General features: G+C 66.4%; 14 protein-coding genes. All 14 read right to left on the bottom strand.

What is annotated here, in order from left to right; translation table 11 throughout:
* Positions 1-20 precede the first annotated feature (20 nt).
* Complete coding sequence (locus VGV60_13380; GenBank protein HEV8702259.1) at positions 21-2,012, bottom strand: alginate lyase family protein; 1,992 nt, start codon at positions 2,010-2,012, stop codon at positions 21-23.
* Between the two features lie 82 nt (positions 2,013-2,094).
* Positions 2,095-2,304, bottom strand: a complete 210-nt coding sequence (locus tag VGV60_13375) for a helix-turn-helix domain-containing protein (GenBank protein HEV8702258.1) — start codon at positions 2,302-2,304, stop codon at positions 2,095-2,097.
* A gap of 113 nt (positions 2,305-2,417) precedes the next feature.
* The gene (locus VGV60_13370) at positions 2,418-3,857 is read right to left on the bottom strand and encodes a glycosyltransferase family 39 protein (protein HEV8702257.1); all 1,440 of its coding nucleotides are present in this window, start codon (positions 3,855-3,857) and stop codon (positions 2,418-2,420) included.
* Positions 3,847-4,998 (bottom strand): glycosyltransferase, encoded by a 1,152-nt coding sequence (locus VGV60_13365; GenBank protein HEV8702256.1) that lies wholly within the window; start codon positions 4,996-4,998, stop codon positions 3,847-3,849. The genes VGV60_13370 and VGV60_13365 overlap by 11 nt, the downstream gene beginning before the upstream one ends.
* Position 4,999: 1 nt before the next feature.
* Positions 5,000-6,490, bottom strand: coding sequence for a radical SAM protein (locus VGV60_13360; GenBank protein HEV8702255.1), 1,491 nt, complete (start codon positions 6,488-6,490; stop codon positions 5,000-5,002).
* A 25-nt stretch (positions 6,491-6,515) separates the two neighbouring features.
* Entirely contained in the window at positions 6,516-7,649 is a 1,134-nt protein-coding gene (locus VGV60_13355) for an NAD-dependent epimerase/dehydratase family protein (GenBank protein ID HEV8702254.1), read from the bottom strand.
* Positions 7,646-8,671: a glycosyltransferase family 2 protein gene (locus VGV60_13350; protein ID HEV8702253.1), complete on the bottom strand. Its 1,026-nt coding sequence runs from the start codon at positions 8,669-8,671 to the stop codon at positions 7,646-7,648. Before VGV60_13350 ends, VGV60_13355 begins: the two co-directional genes overlap by 4 nt.
* On the bottom strand, positions 8,668-10,860 hold the full coding sequence (locus VGV60_13345) for a polysaccharide biosynthesis tyrosine autokinase (GenBank protein HEV8702252.1): 2,193 nt from the start codon (positions 10,858-10,860) through the stop codon (positions 8,668-8,670). Before VGV60_13345 ends, VGV60_13350 begins: the two co-directional genes overlap by 4 nt.
* A 30-nt stretch (positions 10,861-10,890) precedes the next feature.
* Entirely contained in the window at positions 10,891-12,627 is a 1,737-nt protein-coding gene (locus tag VGV60_13340) for a sugar transferase (protein HEV8702251.1), read from the bottom strand.
* Positions 12,624-13,847 (bottom strand): glycosyltransferase, encoded by a 1,224-nt coding sequence (locus VGV60_13335; protein HEV8702250.1) that lies wholly within the window; start codon positions 13,845-13,847, stop codon positions 12,624-12,626. Before VGV60_13335 ends, VGV60_13340 begins: the two co-directional genes overlap by 4 nt.
* Positions 13,844-15,328, bottom strand: a complete 1,485-nt coding sequence (locus VGV60_13330) for a radical SAM protein (protein HEV8702249.1) — start codon at positions 15,326-15,328, stop codon at positions 13,844-13,846. The genes VGV60_13335 and VGV60_13330 overlap by 4 nt, the downstream gene beginning before the upstream one ends.
* Positions 15,329-15,365: 37 nt before the next feature.
* Positions 15,366-16,316: a glycosyltransferase family A protein gene (locus tag VGV60_13325; GenBank protein ID HEV8702248.1), complete on the bottom strand. Its 951-nt coding sequence runs from the start codon at positions 16,314-16,316 to the stop codon at positions 15,366-15,368.
* Complete coding sequence (locus tag VGV60_13320) at positions 16,313-18,316, bottom strand: hypothetical protein (protein ID HEV8702247.1); 2,004 nt, start codon at positions 18,314-18,316, stop codon at positions 16,313-16,315. The genes VGV60_13325 and VGV60_13320 overlap by 4 nt, the downstream gene beginning before the upstream one ends.
* Positions 18,313-19,986, bottom strand: coding sequence for a glycosyltransferase family 39 protein (locus VGV60_13315; GenBank protein ID HEV8702246.1), 1,674 nt, complete (start codon positions 19,984-19,986; stop codon positions 18,313-18,315). The genes VGV60_13320 and VGV60_13315 overlap by 4 nt, the downstream gene beginning before the upstream one ends.
* Positions 19,987-19,997: the final 11 nt, after the last annotated feature.

Here is a 19,997-nt window from a genome sequence, read left to right as displayed (position 1 = left end):
CCCTCGAATGGAGAATGGCTTCATGGCTTCGTTCCCTCTTCAATGACCAGCGCATACCGAATCCTGCAGGGCGCCTCCCCCTCCCATTCCACCCGCACGGTGGGGGCCTTCACGGTGACTCCATAGGAGGGGGAGTGCAGGTCGTCCTCCACCCGCACGCGGGCCTCTTCCGGCGGACGCTTCCAGCGGAGGCTCAGGGTGGGGCCCTCCTTCGGGCTGCGGGCCGTCCACCCCTCGGCCCCGGAGGTGACGCTCCAGCCGGGGGCCAGATGGAAGCTGGCCAGGAACCGGTGCCGGCCCCTTCCCTTGAGCCAGTCCTCAATTTGAAAGATCCCCGAGGCGCGGTCAAGGAGAATGCTCCGGCGATGGACGACTGCGGCAGGAAGGCGCCGGTAGGCGAAGTGCTCTGCCTGCATGTAGGCGTATTGCTTCCCCAGGCGCCATCGCAGGACCCGTGGAGAATCGGCGGGAATCAGGCGGAAGGGCTCGTCCGGAAACGGGTTCGTCTCTGCATCGTCGACCTGGATGGTATTGTGAGCGCGGGTGGAGCGGAATCGATTTCTTTGCGACAGGTCCGGGGAATAGGTCCCGGTGCCCCGATCGGGCAGGACCTCCCGGCCGAACGCGAAGAGGTCGAACGCCAGCGTGTCGTTGTGGGCGTGGCTGCCGTTGTTCCTCTGCCCGACGCTTCCCGCGTCCACCACCATCTGGATGCTCCCGGCCCCCAGCTGGTATATCCCCGCCTCCGGAAACGCATGACAGCGGAAGTCAGGGACGGCAGCAGAGGCCTGCAGCGATTTCCGCCAGCGGAGGAAGGGCTCTCCCAGCACCCACGCCCCTTCCACCCAGGCGTCACCGGCGAGCGAGAGCCACCCGGCGCGGCGGTAGAGGTAGGCGCCCAGAGCCAGGAGCGGTCTCCAGTCCCGGCGCGGGCGATGGTACTGGGAGAAGATCAGGAAGCGACCGTCGTCGTTGTCGCCGATCTGCGGAAGCGTCCCGTCGGGGCGGATCAGAATGGCCACCGCTTCGAGCATCTTCTCCAGTCTCTCCAGATACGGCCGGGGGAAGCCGCTGCCCTTTTCGGACGCCAGGAGCGCCGGGAAGAGGAAGATCTCCGTGACGAGTGCGTGGTAGGGAAGAGAGGCTTCATAGTCCAGCCCGTCCTCCGTGACCTGCCGCTGCATTTCGGCAACGAGCCTTTCCCGTGCAAATTCCGTCCATCCCGCAGTCTCGCGGAACTCCGGCAGACCGAGACCGCACAGAAACAGCCCGGCGAGATTTGAAAGGTAGTGGTTCCCCCGGACCGGTCCGTCCTCGAGGTTGTCGAGAATGAATCGGGCGTGGAGCAGCAGGGATTTCAGGAGCTCGGCCCAGAACCGGTCGTCACCGGCCCCGCGAAGATACCCTTCGGCAGCCAGGATCTGCGCGGCACGGATGGCCACGTCCATGGAGCAGTTCCAATTGACGCCGCGATAGACAGGGTTCTCGGCGACGAACGAGGCGATTTGGGACACCGCCCGCTCCCGGAATCCGGTGTCGTCGCTCAAGGCCGAGCCCATCCCGAGCGTCGGAAGGTGCTGGAGTCGGGCCAGCTCCCAGGGAACCTTGATGTCATGTCCTTGATCGTGGGTCTGCACGATGTCCAGGGAATAGGCCGCCCGGTCCCATCGCCTGCCGGACTTGAAGTCGACATGCCAGTCCGGATTCGGCCCGAGTCTCACCGGCCCGGATCCCAGGAGGTCGAAGGTGCCCTCCGCCACGGATCGCGCCGCCCTCAGGATGGCCTCGCAAGCTCCAGGCGCCTCGTCCCGGAGAATGCCCGCGGTTGCGGCGCATCGGGACGACGCCGGCACCAGGGGATCGCATTCCCGGCGCCGCGCAACCAGGTCGGTCACCGAAGACAGCGGTGCGGCCAGCGCGGAGAGCAGCGCCGCGTCGGTCAGGTGGGATGCGCGCCGCCGGTTCCGGACCTTTCGCGAGTAGCGCACGGCCCTCCCCGAGAGGCGGCGCATCACCTCTCCCGCGGGAAGGGAGAAGGCCTTCCTCAAGTCCCATGTCAGATCATCCAGTCGATACGTCACTGTATGCCGTCCTTCACCCGCCGACTCGCTGCTGGTAGAGCCACGCCAGCAGATCCCTGCGGCAATATCTCAGTCCGGAGGTCTTGCCTCCCCCAATCCGATAGGCCGGGATCAGCCGACGGCGCGTGAGCTCGTGAAGCTTGGTCTTCCCGATCTTCAGCAGCTGCCTGGCCTCCCGGCTCGTCAGGATGACATCCGTTTCTCCGGCGGACTCGCGTTGCACCGCGAACCCGCTCCGCCGCCGCGCTCTTCGTACCGTATCAGTCTCTGCCATGCCGTCCTACGCCGAATCGGGCCGAATTGTTCGGCCAGCGGGAAAAAAGAGGGACCGCTGCCTCAGAACTGTCGGCCACACTCTTCCATGCGCTCCCGGGTGTGCTCCCGGGGATTCCAGAAGGACCCCGGCTCCCTCGGGGCCTGCATCGGGTCCTTCCGGAACAGCTTCATGAGAAGCCCGATTGGCCCGAGAACCAGGGAGAACAGGAGGAAGAGCAGAATGGCGGTCTGAACCACCGCGATCTTCACTGCGATCCGCTTCCACCCTTCCCACAGGACGCGCAGCGAGGACCCGATCTCGCCCAGCAGGTTCCGCCGCAGGGCGTGTTCCACGGCGCAGGCTCCCAGGAGGAAGAGGGCCGGATCCGCCGGAATTCGGTAGCGCATTTGAGTAAAGAATGGCGCGTAGCAGGCCCCGAGGACGATTGGCCAGGCGATCAGAAAACCGGAGTGCGGGCTGCCCCGACCGGCTATCAGGGTTCCCATCAGGCCGGTCACGAGCAGAAGCGTGAACCCGATGGCATAGATCATCCGGGGGGCATCGCCGATCAGTGGATTGTCCACGACCATCCGACTGTCCCTCGAGTGCAGGCTCTCTCGAAATGCGGCGTCTGCGGCCACCATCCGGTCGGGATAGGGATCCCAGAAGTGCCAGAACTCGTGGATCATGTAAGTGAACGTCCAGCCGGGATGGTCAGCCAACCCGGCGAGCTTCGCCTTCAGGAGATTCGTCCCGCTTCCCTGCCACAGGGGCGGATTCGATCCCGGGGCGGCGGGCAGGTGCATCCCGGCCCGGAGGATCAGAGGCCGGTAGTCACCGGCGCGAGCCATCTTGATGAGCCAGGGACTCAATGTGAGCAGGCAAGCCAGAAGCAGCATGGCGGCTGTCCGCATCCGGAGCCGCATTGGGCGGCGTTCCGCGAGCGCCCAGAGCACCAGGAAGAAGGCCGCGACCAGCCCCCCCTCGAAGAGCATGATGGCCAGACCGGTCACGACACCCGCAGCGACGATCCGCGCCGGCTTCCTTTCCTCTTCGCCCGGAGCCCGGGCGAACAGCGCCAGGGCGACCCAGATCAGGAACGTCCCGGGAACGAGGGGGTATTCGATCCCCGGGAGGATCACGTGGACGGGGAACAGAGCCGCTCCCGCGAGGGCCAGCATCCCCGCCCTCGCACCGAAATAACGCCGACCCAGGACCCAGACGCATACGCACATCCCGACGGTGAGCAGTGCCTGCAGGATCCGGAACGGGGTGAGGGAGAAACCAAACAGGCGATAGCTGGCCGTCAGCAGGAGCGGGTAAATCGGTGAGCGGTAGTATCGGGCATCGAAATGGCCGGTGTCCAGGAAGGTCCGGGCGGCCTTGTCGAAGTCCAGCGAATCCTCGAAGTAAAAGCCCGCCGGCTGCTGCAGGATGAATCCCACCCGGAGAAGCAGGGCCAGGCCCAGGAGCACCGCCACACCGATCCATTCGCGACGCGAGGGGGAATCAGGCCGCATGTCTCCCCTCGTGCCGCCAGGTCAGCAGCCTGTCCACAAGCTCCCGACCGATCACCGCCGGGGATGCCTTGGCCTCGAAGCGGCGTCGACCGTTGTCCCCCAGCCTCCGGGACAGCTCCGGGTCAGTCTGCAGTCTGCGGATGGCGCTGGCCAGGGCTCCCGGGTCTCCCCGTTCACACAGGAGGCAGTCGAGCTCGTCCGTCAGAAACTCCCGAGCCGCGGGTGAGTCGCCGGTCACCAGAGGTTTTCCCGAGGCGAGCGCCTCATAGACCTTGTTGGGCACCACCCGGGCCGCCTTGTCCGTGACCCCGAAAATCCCCAGGCAGAGATCGGCCTGCCGGATGCTCTCGGCAAGATCCCGAGGCGCCAGGGAGTCCTCGAACCGGATCGAGGTCGTCCCGAGCGTCCGGGCCAGGTCTTCGATCCGCCGCCGCCCTTCCCCGTCCCCCACCAGGAGGAATCGTACCGGCTGGCCTTCCTCCTCCAGTCGCCTGGCGGCCCGGACGATCGTCTCCAGGCCGTGCAGCGGGATGTAGCGGCCGAAGTGGATCACGGTATATGGATGCCCGTTCCGGGCGAGCGCCGCTCCGGGACGGAACACGTTGTCGTCGGCGCCAATCGGCAGCTCCCAGAATTTCTCCCGCGGCACCCGGAAGGTCTCGCAGAAGAAGCTCACGTGCGCCCGGGTGTCCAGCAGAATGCGATCGGCGAGCCGGCAGGCGGTGGCATCCACCGCCGCCAGGAATCGCGCCCGCCAACCATCCTTCGCCACGATGCCTCGATCGAGGACCAGCGAGTCGTAGAGAGAAAGGAAGGCATCGAAAACCAGGGGAACTCGACGCATGCGGCTGAGACACCAGGCGGGAAAGACATCGAAATGCCCCGAGTAGCCCACGAACAGGAAATCGGGACGCGGCGCCCTCAGGAGCCGGACGGACAGAATCAGGTACGCCCAGGCCCACCGGAACAGAAGCGCAGGCCGAATCCAGCCCGAGCCGGCCCGGCGCACCTTGTCGGCCGGGCCTCGCCAGATGGGAAAATGGAACTCCCGGACCTCCGCGCCGTTCGCCCGCAGTCCGGCGATCAGGATGCGATTCCTCGGATAATCGCGATCGTAGGTCCCCCAGTAGTAGATCGTCATCTCACGCTTGTTTCAGCACTCCGGCGGGCGCTCCACGCGACTTGCGGCGCACGTTCTGGGAGAAGTAGATCAGGCGGCTGAAAATGGAGAGCCCTCCCCGGAAGACGCGGCGGAGCTCACGGATGCTGGTCAGCCGCCCGAGGGTGCGAAGGATGAACCTGGGACGCAGGTAGAACCGACGATAGGCCTCCAGGCGCGCCTTCTCCAGATCCAGGCGCGACAGCGTCTCCGTTTCCAGGACGATGTCCCGGGCGGCGTAATCCTCCCAGGTCTGGGCCTTCAGGTAACCCTTGCGGACCGATTCCTCGTACATTTCAGTCCCGGGATAAGGGACCGCCGCGGCGAACTGGGCATTGTCGGGATCCAGGCGAATCGCGAACTCGATGGTCTCCTTCAGGGTTTCCTTGGTCTCTCCGGGGCCGCCCAGCATGAAGAAGGCCTGGGTCTTGATCCCGGCCCTCCGGGCCGCCTTGAACGCCGTCACCACCTGGGAGAGCTGGATCCCCTTCTTGAGCCGCTTCAGGATCTCCTGGGAGCCCGATTCGACCCCCAGGTAGACGTTGTCGCAGCCGGCCTTGCGCATCTCGCGCAGGAGCGCTTCGTCCACCGTGTCGACGCGGCCCATGGCGATCCAATGAACTTTTAATTCCCGCTCCTGGATCAGGCGGCAGATTTCGAGGAGGCGTTCGCGATCGATGGTCATGGTGTCATCGTCGAAATAGATGTCGTCCACCCCGTGCTGCTTGACGAGGTGCTCCATCTCGTCGACCACCGACTCCGGCCTCCTGGCCCGGAAGTCCCGCCCCACCATCGTCCCCGGCCAGAGGCAGAAGGTGCAGCGGTAGGGACAGCCGCGGCTGGACAGCATGAACGTTCCGTTCGTCCCCTGGTACTGGGCGGTCTGGTACTTCTCGATGGGAACGATGTCCCGGGCCGGATAGGGCCAGCTGTCGAGGTCGAAGTCCATCGGCCGGTCGGGTGTGACGCGAATCCCGGTCCCCTCACGGAAGGTCAGGCCCGCGACGTCGGAGAGGGGGGTGCCCCTCTTGAGCGCGAGGGCGGTCTCCCGGATGGTGATCTCGAACTCACCGCGGATGATGGCGTCGACTTCCGGGTGCTCTTCCAGGAGCTGCTTGTGAAAATAGGTCGCATGGGAGCCCATGAGGGCAACGTAGGTCCGCGGCCGGAGCTCCTTGATCTTGCGCACCGAGGCCAGGTCGTGGTCGATGGACGGCGTGGAGCACTCCATGGCGACGAAATCGGGCGCCAGCCGATTCACCTCGCGGGCGTACGCCTCGATCCCCAGCTCGTCCACGACCCCGTCCAGGAAGGCCGTTTCGACGCCGGCCTGGCGGGTCAGCGCCACGGCATACGAGAGGAAGATCGGGTACTCCAGCTTCTTGTCCTTCCGCTTGTGGGGCCACCGGACCGAAGCCCTCGCCCCGTAGCCCTCGCCCGGCCAGGGCGGATTGGTCACCAATGCCTTGAACATCGTCGTCTGTCTCCTCTCGTCTTCGTTAATTGCCGCTCACCAGCCCCCGGGAAGCAAGCTCCGCGGCGGCGTATTCGAACCGGTCCAGGGGCTTTTGGGTCCTGGCCCATTCAACCAAATCGTCAAATCCCTTCTCGAGCGCCACCTTGGGCTCGTAGCCCAGCCGGGTGCGGATCCGCGTGATGTCGGCGTAACAGTGCCGGATGTCGCCCTCGCGGAACGTTCCCAGGACCTTCGGCTCGATGGCCTTCTCCGGAGCGAGTCTCCGCATCAGGCCTCGCACGAGCTCGTGCAGCGACGTCCGCGTGCCCGTCCCTACGTTGAGCACCTGGTAGTCGGCATCGCACTTCTCCATGGCCAGCAGGTTCGCCTGGACGATGTCGCTCACATGAACGAAGTCGCGGCTCTGCTTGCCGTCCTCGAACATGCAGGGGGGATTGCCGTTGAGCAGGCGACTGGAGAAGATCGCCGCCACGCCGGTGTATGGATTGGAGAGGGCCTGCCCGGGGCCGTAGACATTGAAGTAGCGCAGGGCCACGGCCGGGATTCCATACGACTTCCCCATGACCAGCACCGTCTCCTCCTGGCTTCGCTTGGTCACCGCGTAGACCGAGGTTGGATGGAGCGGCTTGGCTTCATCGGTCGGGAGCGGGGTCAAATCCAGCCCGCAGGCCGGGCACGGAGGCTCCCACTTCCCGGAACGGAGCCGTTCCCGGCTGCGGGGCTCCGGCGCCACCGGGCCGCAGGCCGGACAGCGGTACCGCCCCTCCCCGTAAATCGACATCGACGAAGCCACGATCACCTTCTCGACCCGGGAGTCCGGCGTGGCGATCTTCTCCATCAGCATGGCCGTCCCCAGGCTGTTCACCCGCGTATAGGCGGCCGCCTCGTACATCGACTGGCCCACCCCCACGGCGGCGGCCTGGTGGAAGATCACCTCGACCCCCTTCAGGGCTCGGGTCAGCGTTTCTGGGTCCAGCAGGTCGCCGCGGATGATCTCGGCTCCCGGAGTCTCCGGCCGCCGGGCGTCGGCGCCGTGCACCTGGGGATCCATGATGTCCAGCACGCGCACCCGATGTCCCCGCTCGATCAGGGCCGCGGCCAAGTGGGATCCGATGAACCCCGCTCCTCCGGTCAGGAGGATCTTCCTGGTGGTCATGACTTTCTTCCCGCCACCGCGGTCGGCCCGGCCGCCTTCGTGGCCAGGCTTTCGATCCTCTCCCCGCCCCTCCGGCCGCTCTCCAGCTCCATGCGACGAATCCGATACTGGATGTCCTCCGCCAAGTGCCGGTTGGCCGCGATCAGGTCGCTGACGACTCCGATCAGGACCAGCAGGAGCCCCATCGCCGACAGCGAGGCACCCGCCAGGAGGGACTGAAGCCTGCCGACCGGTCCCGCGCCGGCGGCCAGGAAGTAGTAGAGGAAGCGCAACAACAGGACCGCCCCGACTCCACCCACCAGGGTCCCCAGATAGGAAAACGCCTTCAAGGGCTCGTACATCGCGTAGATCCGGACCATGGTGCTGACCGACCGCTTGAGATAGGTCCAGAGGTTGGGGAACAATCGAGACTCCCGCAGCTTCTGGTTGACCCGCACCGGGACGTGGGCCACGACAAGATTCTTCTTGCCGGCCTGGATGAGCGTCTCCAGCGTGTAGGTGAACTTCGAGAAGACATTGAGCCTCAGCGCGGCCTCCCGGCTGTAGGCCCGGAACCCGCTCGTGGAATCGAGGAGCTCGATTCCGGACAGCTGCTCCATCACCCGATCTCCGAGCCGGTGCAGCAGCTTCTTGATCGCCGAGAAGTGACGCAGCCCCTGGATCTGGCGATCCCCCACCACCATGTCGGCCGTCCTGTCCAGGATGGGCCGCAGCAGGTGCTCCATATCCCGGGCGTCGTACTGATTGTCGGCGTCGGTATTGACGATAATGTCGGCTCCCAGCCGCAGGCTGGCCTCGAGCCCGGCCCGGAACGCACTGGCCAGCCCCTGATGCCGGGGGAATCTCACCAAATGGTCGACCCCCATCCGCCGTGCCACCTCCACCGTCCCGTCCGTGCTACCGTCGTCGATCACCAGCACCTCGACAGCGTCCACTCCGGGGAGCGTCCGGGGCAGGCCGGCGAGTGTGACGGGGAGAGCCTCTTCCTCGTTCAGGCAGGGGATCTGGATGATCAGCTTCAAGCCTTCTTCCCCCCCGAGTCCTGCCGGACGCTCTCGCCTTCCGTGGCCCCGTAGCCGTAATAGAGATAATTCGGGTAGTGGTAGCCATCCTTCTTGAGGTCGACGTTGTTCATGACCAGGCCCAGGATGTTGGCCTTCACCTCGTCCAGCTTCTCCCGCGCATGCCTGACCATTTCCCGGCTGGCGGCCCCGGGGCGGTGGACCATGAGGACCGCTTCCGCGCGGGACGCCATGATGATCGCGTCGGGGACGGAGATGACCACGGGAGCATCGATCACCACCACGTCGTACCGGCTCTTGAACTGCTCGATGAGCCCGACCATCCGATCCGACCCCAGCATCTCGGAGGGATTGCTGGGCACCGAAGGGCAGAGGAGCAGGTCCAGATGCTCGACATAGGAGGCCTGGACCGCCTCCTCCAGTCGGCAGCTCTCTTTCAGGAGGCGGACGATGCCCCGGTTCCGCTCGCGCGCGAAGTAGCGATGGAGGGCCGGGCGGCGGAGATCGGCGTCGACCAGGAGGACTCTCCGGCCGCTCTGTGTCATGACGAATGCCAGGTTGGCGGCGGTCGTCGATTTCCCCTCTCCGCCGACTGCGCTCGTGACCAGAATCGTCTTCGGAACCGGCCGTCCGGTCGAGAACAGGATCGAAGTCCTGAGGTTCCGATAGCACTCGGCGGCGTGCGACCGCGGTCGATGGAACGCGACGAGCTCGGCCTTTCCCTCCCCCTTCCCGACCTCCGTCTTGATGTCGAGAGCGGGAATGACGGTCAGGAGCGGCAGGCGAAGGTAGCGCGCCGCCTCTTCGGGGTTCCTGATCCGACGATCGAGGTTGTCGGCGAGCGTCGCGAGCCCGACTCCCAGGACCAGGCCGAGCAGGACGGCCACCATCAGGTTCCTGACCGGCTGCGGCTCCGTGGGAGAGCCGGGAGGCTCGGCCCGGTCGAGCACCCGCACGGCGGAGATCTTGATCTGACCGGAGAGCTGTGCGTCGTTGAGGCGGCTCAGGAGATCGTTGTAGCTCTGCCGGTTCATGTCCACCGCCTGCTTGCGAAGGGAGTAGGCCACTCCCGTCCTCGACAGGTTGCGGGACTGTGCCTTCTGGGCCTTCAAGGTCTGGGCGAGCACCGACTCCTTCTGGGTCAGGGTCGTCAGCTCGGCCTGCAGATCGGCGATCTGGGCGTCGGTCACGGGGGGCGCCGTCTCGGTCCGGACGATCGGCTGCTCGAGCGACTCGAGCTCCTTCTGTATTCTGGCCACCTTCCCCGTGAGGGTGATGATATCGGGATGTTCCGGGCCGTACCGCTCCGACAGCTTTCGCAGATCGAGACGGGTCTGGATGTAGTCGGCCTCCAGGCTCTCCCGCACCTTCCGTTGGGTCTCGGCGTCCAGCGACTCGGCCGTCGAGCTGCGGCCTTGGGCGGGCCGTGAACCGCGGTTCCGCTTCATCGCCGCAAGCCGGGTCTGCCTTTCCATCCGCTGAAACCGGGTGGTCAGGTACTCGTCGTTGATCCGGCTCAGGCTGAGCGTCGAGAACGGATCCGCCTCGTCCGGGGCGACGATGTTCTCCTTCTCTTTGTAGGCCCGCAGCTCCTCCTCCGCCTCGGTCAGCTTGCCCCGCTGCTCGGCCAGTTTGGTCGTGAGCCAGGCAACCGCCTGACTGGCCAGCATCGATTTTGATTCCTGGTTGCTCGCCACGTATTCGTCGGCGATGGCATTGGCGATTCGAGCCACCCGATCCGGGACTCCCCCTGCCACGATGACGGTGATGAGCTGGGTGTCCTCGGCGGTCTGGACCCGCGTCCGGGGCTGCAGCTCCTTGGCGAGCTTGGAGGATGTCTCCTCGACGCGGTCCTTGGCCACAATGCCGTAGAGGCCTTCCGGCATCAGCCGCTTGACGGCCCCCTGTAGCAGAGTCCGGCTGCTCAGAATGGCCGCCTGCGTCTTGAGGTAGTCCCGCTGGCCGATGCGATCTCCCGGGATGGGGTCGGAGGTCAGCAGGCGCGGCGCCTCCCTGCCCACCAGGAGCGTGACCTTTGCCTCGTAGACCTTGGGCTGGAGCGCAGTCCCCACTCCCACCGCGACGGTCAGGGCCGCGGTGAAACCGAGGATGAGCCACTTCCGGTTCTTCAGGACCTGGAGGTAGGTCCTTAGATCGAACTCCTGTTCCCGTCGAGACTCGTCAGCCATTCAGTCGCCTCGCGCCATCGGTCTGCGCCGTTAGGAGGACCCCAGCGCCCGGACCACGACGCCGAGTGTCTTGAAGAGAATCTGAAAATCCAGGAACACGGATCGCTCCCGGACATATTCGACGTCCAACCTGATCCAATCGTGGAACGAGCTCTTGCTCCGGCCGCTCACCTGCCACAGGCCGGTGATGCCCGGCTCCACCTTGAGCCTCACGTCGCGCCAGGCCGGGCAGAACCGCATTTCCCGGGCGGCCAGCGGCCGGGGGCCGACAAGGCTCATCTCCCCCTTCAGGACGTTCCAGAGCTGCGGCACCTCGTCGATGCTGTACTTGCGGAGGAACCGTCCGAGAGCGGTCGAACGCGGGTCGTTCTCTATCTTGAAGACCGGCCCGTCGACCTCGTTGAGCGGGCGAAGCTCCGCCTGCAATCTCTCGGCGTCCCTGACCATCGTCCGGAACTTGACCATCCAGAACTCCCGGCCGTTGCGCCCGCACCGCCGCTGCCGGAAGAAGACCGGGCCGGGGCTGTTGAACTTGATCGCCAGCGCCACGGCCAGGATCAGCGGAAGCTGAACGACGAGGCCGACCAGCGCGACCGCGAGGTCGAACCCCCGCTTGAACGTCTGGTAGAGCAGGTACCGGAACTGGCTCTGGGCATACTGGCCGGCCGAGCCCGCCACTCCCTGTATGAGCAGCTCGGTGTCGGCCAGGTCGATCGCCCCGACATCCATGCTCTCCGGAATGGCGACGACCTCCCGAAGCGTCTGGCCCGGGGCGATCACGGTATCGGCCGCCAGGACGCACCCTTCGACGCTGGAATTCTGTTCCACCCGGGATCCCGGAAGCAGGAGGCTTTCCCTGACGATCGTCCCCTCCTCCACGACACAGCCGTCGCCGACACAGGCCGGGCCGATGATCTGGGCGTCGGGAGCGATGATGCAGTCGCGCCCGATCATCACCGGCCCGTGGAGAGTGGCCCGCGGGGACACATCGCTTCCCCGTCCCACCCAGACTCGGTCGGCGATCTGTCCGTCGAAGCGGTACCCGTTCACCTCCCCGCGGAGAATGGATCGGTTGAGGCTCAGGTAGTCCTTCATCTCGAGGATGTCCCGGCTGTAGCCCCGAAGCTCGCAGGCGAAGACCGGCTTCCCGTCCTGGCGCAACCGGGGGAGGAGCTGCTCCTTGATGTCGTAATAGACTTCGGGCTCGATGGCGGAAAGGACCGCCGGCTCGAAGACGTAGACCCCGACGGGCAGCGCGGAGGACTGCGCCCGGTCCGACAGGTTGCGGATCTGGATGCCCTCGACCCGGGCCCCCTCGCCGAGCCGCAATTCCATGTGATGCCAGTCCCGGGATCCCCCCGGGTTGCGCCGCACCCCGAGGGTCGCCAGAGCCCCACGGGACTGGTGAAACTCCGCCAGAGCCTTCAAGTCGACATCCAGGAACAGGCTCCCGTGGATGACCAGGAATGGCTCCCTGCCGATGAAGTCCGCCATCGGCAGCAGGCACCCCGCGGTCCCCCGGGGAAGCGTTTCGTACGAGTAGCGCAGGCGCAGGCCGAAACGCCTGCCGTCTCCGAGGACATCCTGATAGGGATCCTCGGCGGCGTTGACGGCCAGGACCACATCACGGACCCCGTTCTTCCTGAGAAGATCGAGCATGTACTCCACCATCGGCCGGTTGGCCACCGGCAGAAGCGGCTTGGGTACCGTCTGGACCATCGGCACCAGATGCGTGTTCTGGCCGCCGGCGAGTATGACCGCCTTCATCGCCGCCCCTCCTGGATGGCGACCGGCAGGGTGGGGAGGCTTGCCGTTCCCGTCGCACGCCCCGGGGCCACTCCATACACATCCTCGAGCTGGGAAATCATTCTCTGCCGCGCGAATTTCGTCTCAGCCACCTTCCGGCTCGCCACTCCCATGCCTCGCCGCAGGGACGGATCGGCAAGCAGGCCCTCGATCGACGCGGTCAAGGCCGGGATGTCGCCCGCCGGAACCAGACGTCCCGTGACCCCGGGAACCACCATTTCCGGAATGCCGCCGACCGCGGTCGCCACCGCCGGCAGGCCGGAGGCCATGGCCTCCATCAGGGTGACCGGCGTGTTGTCGGCGAGGGTCGGAAGGACGAACAGGTCGCTCCGCCGATACTCGTCCGGCATCGCCTCCCTGGGGATCCTGCCGGCGATCTCGATCCCGTCCCCCTCGGTCAATCCGTCCGGGGGATCCCCCACCACCCTCAACCGGAGCCCCGGGTATCTCTGCCGCAGCCGCAGGAAGGCCGGCCGGAGATCGGCCATCCCTTTCGTCGGGTTGTTGGGACCGGCAATAAAGAGGATGGTCGCCGGGCCCCCCGGCAGACTGCTTCGCTCCCCCGCCTCGCCCGGGCTGAACCGATCCAGGTCGATGCCGTTGTAGACGAGGTGCACCGGCTTTCTTCCCAGGAAGGAGTAGCGCAACAGGTCGCCGAGCCAGCGCGAGGGAACCACGACCTCGAGCGGAGAGGCGGCGAAGACCGCCTCCTTGAGGATCTTGTTGGCGACGGAGAGCCCCGGCCACGCCGTGCAGAAGAGGCAGAACCTCTTCATGCCCTCGCACGACGGGGGCTGCGGCACCGAGCGCACGCAGAGCGGCCACTGATCGTGAATCGTCCAGAACGACCGGCGGCGCCTGGACATGAGGAGCGACGCCAGGGAGAAGCTCCGCCTTTGGACGATGTGAAAATGGACCAGGTCGGGATTCAGCGAGCGCAGCGTCTGCCGCAGCCTTCGCACGATGGCGGGGCTCCAGTAGAGGTGCGACGCCCCCTGTTCCTCCGCCTCAGGCAGCGCCAGGGAGATCACCCGGAGCGCCCCCTCCTGGCGATCGGAGTCCGACGTGCCGCCGTGGATGAAGCTCACCTCGTGACGGAGGGCAAGTCCCTCGGCCGACTCGCGCGCGATGACGCCCGCGCCGGAATAGGGATATCGTCCGCAGAGGACCGCGATCTTCACGCCTGCTCCTGCTCCTCGAATCGGGTCCCGATCGGCCGCGGGAACCCGGTCGCGGCATACCGGCTCAGGAACGCCTTGAACTGCCTCCAGTTCTCCTTGATGTCGTAGATGTTGCGGATCCTGGAGACCCGCTTCAGGATGCGGCGCGGCGTCAGGTAGTGCTCGATGTAGATCCGGTTCATCGCGTTCTTGAGCTCCGCGGTCGAGAGATCGCACCAGGAGCGCCCGGAGACACCGTCGAAGTCGTGCCAGTCGGAGACCTCGTGCTTCACCTTTTCGTAGAAGGGGGTCCCCGGGATGGGAGTCATCAGGCTGACCTGGATGTCGTCCGGCTCGGTCTTCTTGATGAACTCCAGCGTCTCTCTGAGCGTCTCCCGGGTCTCCCCCGGAGCGCCCAGGGAATAGGTGCAGTGCACCCGGACCCCCGCCTCCTTGGCCCAGCGGATCGTGTCTTCCACTTCCTTCAGCGTGATCTCCTTGTCGATGGTCTCGTCCAGGAGCTTCTGGGAGCCGCTCTCCACACCGAGCAGGATCTTGGTGCAGCCCGCCTTCTTCATCAGCCGGAACAGCTCGGGAGTGGTCTGGTCGCCGCGGAAATTCGCAATCCAGCCGATCTTCACCCCGCGTCGAAGGATCTCGTTGCAGAGCTCCTCCACCCGGCGGACCGTGATGTTGACGGTGTCGTCGTGGAAGAACACCTCCCGCGCCCCGTATCTCTGTTGCAGGTGGATGATTTCATCCACCACCTTGTCCACGTCTCGGAACCGGACCTTGTTGTTGAACATCACCGGAACCCAGAGACAGAAGGTGCAGCGGAACGGACAGCCCCGGCTGGCCATCACCATGAAGCAGGGATCCTGGGTCCGGAGCCCCACGATGTACTGGTCTCCGGGGACCAGGTCGCGATCCGGCCACGGCAGCTCGTCCAGATCCCAGAGCAGCGGGCGATCCGGGTTGACGATCACCTCGTCCCCGCGCTTCCAGGTGACGCCCGGGACGGACGAGAGGTCCGCGCCCTGGTTCAGGGCGTCGGCCAGATCGGGAATCGCCGTCTCGAATTCGCCCCGCACGGCGGCGTCGACGAACGGCTCGGACACGAGCTCCCGGTGGAACACGGTCACGTGCGTGTCGACGAGGACCGTCGTCGCCCCCGCCTTCTCCTTGGCCAGCCGCGCCATCAGGAGGTCGGTGTGAATCGTGGGGGTGGAGGTGGCGACCACCACCAGGTCCGGATGCTCCTCGAGGAAGAGGGCCACCGTGCCGTCGATGCCGAGGTCCTCGGCGATCGAATCGACGTAGCGGACCTGGTAGCCCCGCTGCTTGAGCACGGCCCCGCACTGGGCAAGCCAGAAGGGGTAGGCGTGCGGCACCTGCTTGGTGATCTTGCGCGGCAGACGGTGGGGCCACCGGTCCCCGCTCCGAATCATCACCGAATTGACCCGGTCGTCCGGTCCATTCAGTAGCAACACCTTCCTGATCATGTCCTTCTCTCCGATAGAGCGTGTCCGATTGACGTCGTCAAATCCATGCTTCCGTCCGGGGTCGCGAGACCCTTCCTGCCGCCCTCATCATCCAGTAGTAGAGATAGCCGATTCCCAGCAGCATGCGGCGCTCCTGCGCGAATCCTGCTCTCGGCAGGCCGACCGCGGCCAGCGCCGCGGCGCTCAGGGCGCAGAGAGGACTCGCTACGATGAACAGCAGGCAGCGGAGGGCGATGCCTGTCGTCCGTTCCGAGCCGAGAGCGGCGCGGGTATAGCCCGAGTAGAAGAGCCGCTCCCGGAAAAAGGGGCGCGTCAGGCGGGAGGCGGGCACCAGGTGCCGCACCACCAGGCTCGGCAGGTAGAGGAGCCGGTGGCCGCGGGCATGGGCCCGCTTGAAGAGCTCGGTGTCCCCCCCTCCCATGAGCGAGTCCCCCTTGCGATCCAGATCCAGGCGGAACAGCCCGATCTCCTGGAACAGGCTCTTGCGGAACGCAACGTTCGTGCCATAGAGCCACGGCGGCGACGTCACGGGGACCACGTCGGGACCGTAATCGCAGTGGATCAGGTAGCGCAGCAGGACGTCGCTGAACCAGACCGGCCGGGGGGCCTCCCAGGTCAAATCGACCCGGCCGCCCACGATCGGTGCGTCGTGGCGCTTGAAGCCCTCCAGGATCGCAGCCGCCCAGTCGTTTCGGGCCCGGGCGTCGTCGTCGAGGAAGGCCACGATCTCCCCCGCCGCCTCCCGGATGCCCCGGTTCCGGGCGGCGTCCAGCCCGAGCTCCATTTCACGAACGCAGCGAATGTCGATGATCCCCCGGGCCGCGCACTGGGCCACCACCGCGGCTGTCGCGTCGGTCGAGGCGTTGTCCACCACCAGGACCTCGAAGCCGTCCCGTGGCAGGCTCTGGCCCTCGAGACTCTCCAGCGCGCCGCGCAGGAGATCGGCCCGGTTGTGGGTGCAGACCAGGATCGTCAGCGGCTTGTTCATGGCCGGACCTCCTCGTCGAGGGGTCGCAGCGTCGAGCGGCGGGTCCGCGAGTCGTACGTGTAGACCAGCGCCTCACGATCCGGATAGAGGGCCGCCAGCCTCCGATCGGCCTCGAGACCAAGGTCGCGCGCGAAGACGACACCGCTCCGAAAGTCGAGGGGATTCCGAACGAGATCCCCCGGTGGCATCCGGCCGCTGCCGGTGGCGAGAAAGACCAGGGCGGATGACCGTCCCGACCTCTCGATCGAGGTGAAGAGATCGCGGTTGTGGATCACCTTGTCCCGGTAATGGAACATCAGGAACGGGATCGTGCCGGCCACCGTCAGGCAGGCTCCGAAACCCAGGACCAGCGCCGCCCCGCGCCTCACTCGCGCGGCGGGGACCACTCCCGCCAGCGCCTCCGGTGCCCGCATCCAGCCGGCCGCCAGGAGAATGGCCAGGTAGGTCATGCCGTCGTAGTAGTACCGGGGGCCATACTCGTTCCCCCCCTTGTTCTGGAACACCAGGTACGAAGCCATCAAGGAGGCGAGCGCGACCAGCATCAGCACAAGGATCGGCTCCCGCCGGAACCATTCCCGCCAGCGCCGGCCGGAAATCAGGAACCACAGCCCGGCGAGAGTGCCTGGGACCAGCCAGAAGCAGAGCTTCAGGATCCACCAGCCGGTGATCGCCAGGTGATCCGATCCCATCCCGGGCCGGATGTCTCCCGGGTCGTAGGCGCCGTAGCCGCTCTGCCAGATCGACCCGAACATCCATCGGTTGTAGCCGGCCAATCCGGCCAGGGCTGCGAGGATGGGGGCCGCCGTTGCGGCCAGCAGGCGCCATCGGCCTGCCCGCACCCATCTCGACCCGAGCCAGATCAAGAAGGGGAGCGCCAGCGTCACGGCCGACGCCGGACGGATCCAGAGGGCCGCGCCGATCGCGAGCCCGGCCAGGAACGCCCACGAGACGCCGGCCCCTTCGGAGAGCCGGATCACTCCGATCAGGAACAGGGTGATCAGGAGCAGCGTGGCGGGATGGTTGTAATACGAGGCGGCATTGAGCAGGAAGAAGGGCGTTGCCAGGATGATCGCGACCACCGCCAGCTCGCCGTGACGGTTCAGGAGACGCCCTCCCGCCCAGCCGGCAAGGACCAGAGTCAGAGCCGACAGGAGCGGATTCACCGCCCAGGGAATCCCTGCCCTCACCCCCAACGACAGGATCGCGGCCCACCCGGGGAAGGCCTTGGCGAAGAAGCGCCCGCTCCCCTCGTCCATGATGAAGCTCCTGGCCCGGAAGAAATCGGGCCGGGACGGCGCGTCCACCCAGAGCCTTCCCGTGGCGAGGATCCTGGCCTGGGTCAAGTAGGAGTTTTCGTCGGAGGAATTCGGGAAGTCCTGCAACACCAGAATCCCCACCCCGATCGCCAGGAGGAAGACCAGAATGGCGAGGGGGATCCGCCAGCGGAAGGCCGGCCCCTGTTGCAGGAACCTCACTCCTCTCTGCACTCGATCCGCCACGCTCCTCTCCGGCCCGGAAGCGGGGCGGTCCAGGAGCAGCGGAATCAGGGAGAGGAACAGCAGGAAGGAGCCCCCGAGCACCCCGATGGCCGAGAATCCCCGCAAGCGGTAGAGCAGGCTTTCCTCGAGCCCTGCCTCCGGCGCCAGGCAGGTCCGGGCCAGGGGGCCGGCCATCACTCCAGCCAGAAGGAGGCCGCCACCCGACAGGGCCAGGGAGCTGCGCCAATCGAGGAGGGCCACCGTGCCCAGCGCCGTCAATCCCAGCGCGGTGATCAGGAGCAGGAACCGGACGAGCGTCAGCTCCCCGGAGTGGATCTCCTGGAGCAGGTAGGCGAGGGTGTCGTACCGGCCAAGGAACGCCTTCAGGTTCCAGGCGACGAGTCCGCAGGCCGCGGCGCCGGCGGCCATCGTTCCGGCGAGCGCCGGACCGAGCCTCACAACCGGGGCGGTTGCGGGATCGGGGACGCGCGCGTGATCCAGCAGGCGGATGACCAGGCTCATCGACCCCTCTTCCCGTAGAGGGCCAGCGTGGATCCATCGGGCTCCCGGAAGGACGCCAGCAATTCGAAGGAGGCGATCCGCGCTTCGAAATAGGCCTGCATCCGTGGAACCACAGCCTCCCAGGGTGGAACCGCGTTCACACCGCTCTTGGTGACCATGAAGTCGTACTGATCGAAGGTCTGGTAGAAGTCCCCCCGGTCGAAAGGATCCAGTCCCACCTCCACCGTGACGTGCCGCTTCATCCGGTTCACCAGCTGCACGACGGCCACCGGGAGATCCCGTCGGGCCGCGTAATAGGCGATCGTGGGTCCGTTCACCTCGCGCATATCGGGGATCACTCCCAGCCTGTAGGTCCTGTTCGGGAGCGGGGACCGGCCGGCGAGGTCCTTCTCCAGTCGTTCGACCAGCGGTCGGATGTTCCAGTCCCCCGTGAACCCGGTCCCCCATCCCCCGGCCAGCCCGGTGACGGGGACCAGGGCCAGCGCTCCTGCCGCCAACCGGACCCAGCCCCGGCCGGATGCGACCCGGCGCCAGAGAGTCACCAGACCGCCCGCCGCCATCAGAAGCAGGATCGGCAGCCAGGGGAGCAGATATCGCGACTGCTTGTTGGCCACGGCGAAGGTGAACACCGCATACAGGACCAGGGCCCAGCAGGGAAGCAGCCACCTCCCCCGGTCCGCTTTAGAACCACGCCACAGGAAGGCGACGATCCCGGCCGCCGCGGTGACGGTCAATGGCCACCCGAACAGCTTCCGGGGCAGCGCCTCGATGTGGAAGAGCGCGGACTCGAGCGTGAACGGTGAGGAGACACCGTCCGCCGCCGCCCCCGCGTGTACGACGGCTTTCATCACGAGGATCGGCAGGATTGGGAGGTAGAACGGGGCCGCGACCACGCCGCCGGCCAGGACCGCCAGGGCGAAATGCGCCCAGCGACGGCTCCGCTGATGCGGCTCCCGGCGCGAGGCGGCGCCCCCCGTGGCGAGGACCCAGATCACCGGCAGCGCCAGGAACAGGAAGAAAGTCCATTTGATCAGCATCCCGGCTCCGGACAGGAGCCCGAAGGCCAGGCTTCTGTCCAACCGGAGGAAGCCGTCGGTCGCAAGCAGCATCCAGGCCGCGACCACCACCGCGGCGGCCAGGGGAAGATCGAGCATGTATTCCCCGGCGTTGAGCCGCACTCCGGGTGCGGCCAGAAGCATCAGGGCCGCCCCGAGGCCGACGGGAGTTCCCATCAGTCGATTCCCCAGGAGCCACGTGCCGAGAATCAGCAGGGCCAGGAACAGGATCTGCGTCGCCATCGCGGTGGCGTAGGAACGCCCCGCCACGAAGTACAGGAGGGCGGTGACACCCGGCACGAGGGGTGGGTAATAGCCGGATGGAGTCAGCAGTGGATACTCCTCCGAGCCGTGCAGGATGTCCGCGAACACGCCGCCTCCCAGCGCCGATGGATGGCGCACCATCTGTTCGTAGATCAGACTGTCGCGCAGATGGACCGATTGATCCCATCCCGGGGGAGTCCCCGTTTCGATCAGTCCGGGGCTGAGGGCCAAGGCGAACGCCGCCAGCCCCAGCAGCAGGATCGAAACCTCCCGCCCAGGGGACCATCGCCGGATCGATCCGATGGAACGCCCCAGGGCGTCCATCGAGGTCGACAGGAGCGGCGAATCCATGGCTCTGTCTC

This window comes from Candidatus Polarisedimenticolia bacterium, assembly GCA_036001465.1.
GTDB lineage: Bacteria > Acidobacteriota > Polarisedimenticolia > Gp22-AA2 > Gp22-AA2 > Gp22-AA3.
The sequence above is the reverse complement of the archived record's forward strand: the minus strand, read 5'-3'. Positions and strand labels throughout refer to the sequence as shown.

What these genes read in the sequence shown, in the direction of transcription:
- VGV60_13380 (HEV8702259.1), bottom strand. Translation starts at nt 2,012, where the DNA reads ATGCGCCGCCTCTCGGGGAGGGCCGTGCGCTACTCGCGAAAGGTCCGG.
- VGV60_13370 (HEV8702257.1), bottom strand. Translation starts at nt 3,857, where the DNA reads ATGCGGCCTGATTCCCCCTCGCGTCGCGAATGGATCGGTGTGGCGGTG.
- VGV60_13365 (HEV8702256.1), bottom strand. Translation starts at nt 4,998, where the DNA reads ATGACGATCTACTACTGGGGGACCTACGATCGCGATTATCCGAGGAAT.
- VGV60_13360 (HEV8702255.1), bottom strand. Translation starts at nt 6,490, where the DNA reads ATGTTCAAGGCATTGGTGACCAATCCGCCCTGGCCGGGCGAGGGCTAC.
- VGV60_13355 (HEV8702254.1), bottom strand. Translation starts at nt 7,649, where the DNA reads ATGACCACCAGGAAGATCCTCCTGACCGGAGGAGCGGGGTTCATCGGA.
- VGV60_13345 (HEV8702252.1), bottom strand. Translation starts at nt 10,860, where the DNA reads ATGGCTGACGAGTCTCGACGGGAACAGGAGTTCGATCTAAGGACCTAC.
- VGV60_13340 (HEV8702251.1), bottom strand. Translation starts at nt 12,627, where the DNA reads ATGAAGGCGGTCATACTCGCCGGCGGCCAGAACACGCATCTGGTGCCG.
- VGV60_13330 (HEV8702249.1), bottom strand. Translation starts at nt 15,328, where the DNA reads ATGATCAGGAAGGTGTTGCTACTGAATGGACCGGACGACCGGGTCAAT.
- VGV60_13325 (HEV8702248.1), bottom strand. Translation starts at nt 16,316, where the DNA reads ATGAACAAGCCGCTGACGATCCTGGTCTGCACCCACAACCGGGCCGAT.
- VGV60_13320 (HEV8702247.1), bottom strand. Translation starts at nt 18,316, where the DNA reads ATGAGCCTGGTCATCCGCCTGCTGGATCACGCGCGCGTCCCCGATCCC.
- VGV60_13315 (HEV8702246.1), bottom strand. Translation starts at nt 19,986, where the DNA reads ATGGATTCGCCGCTCCTGTCGACCTCGATGGACGCCCTGGGGCGTTCC.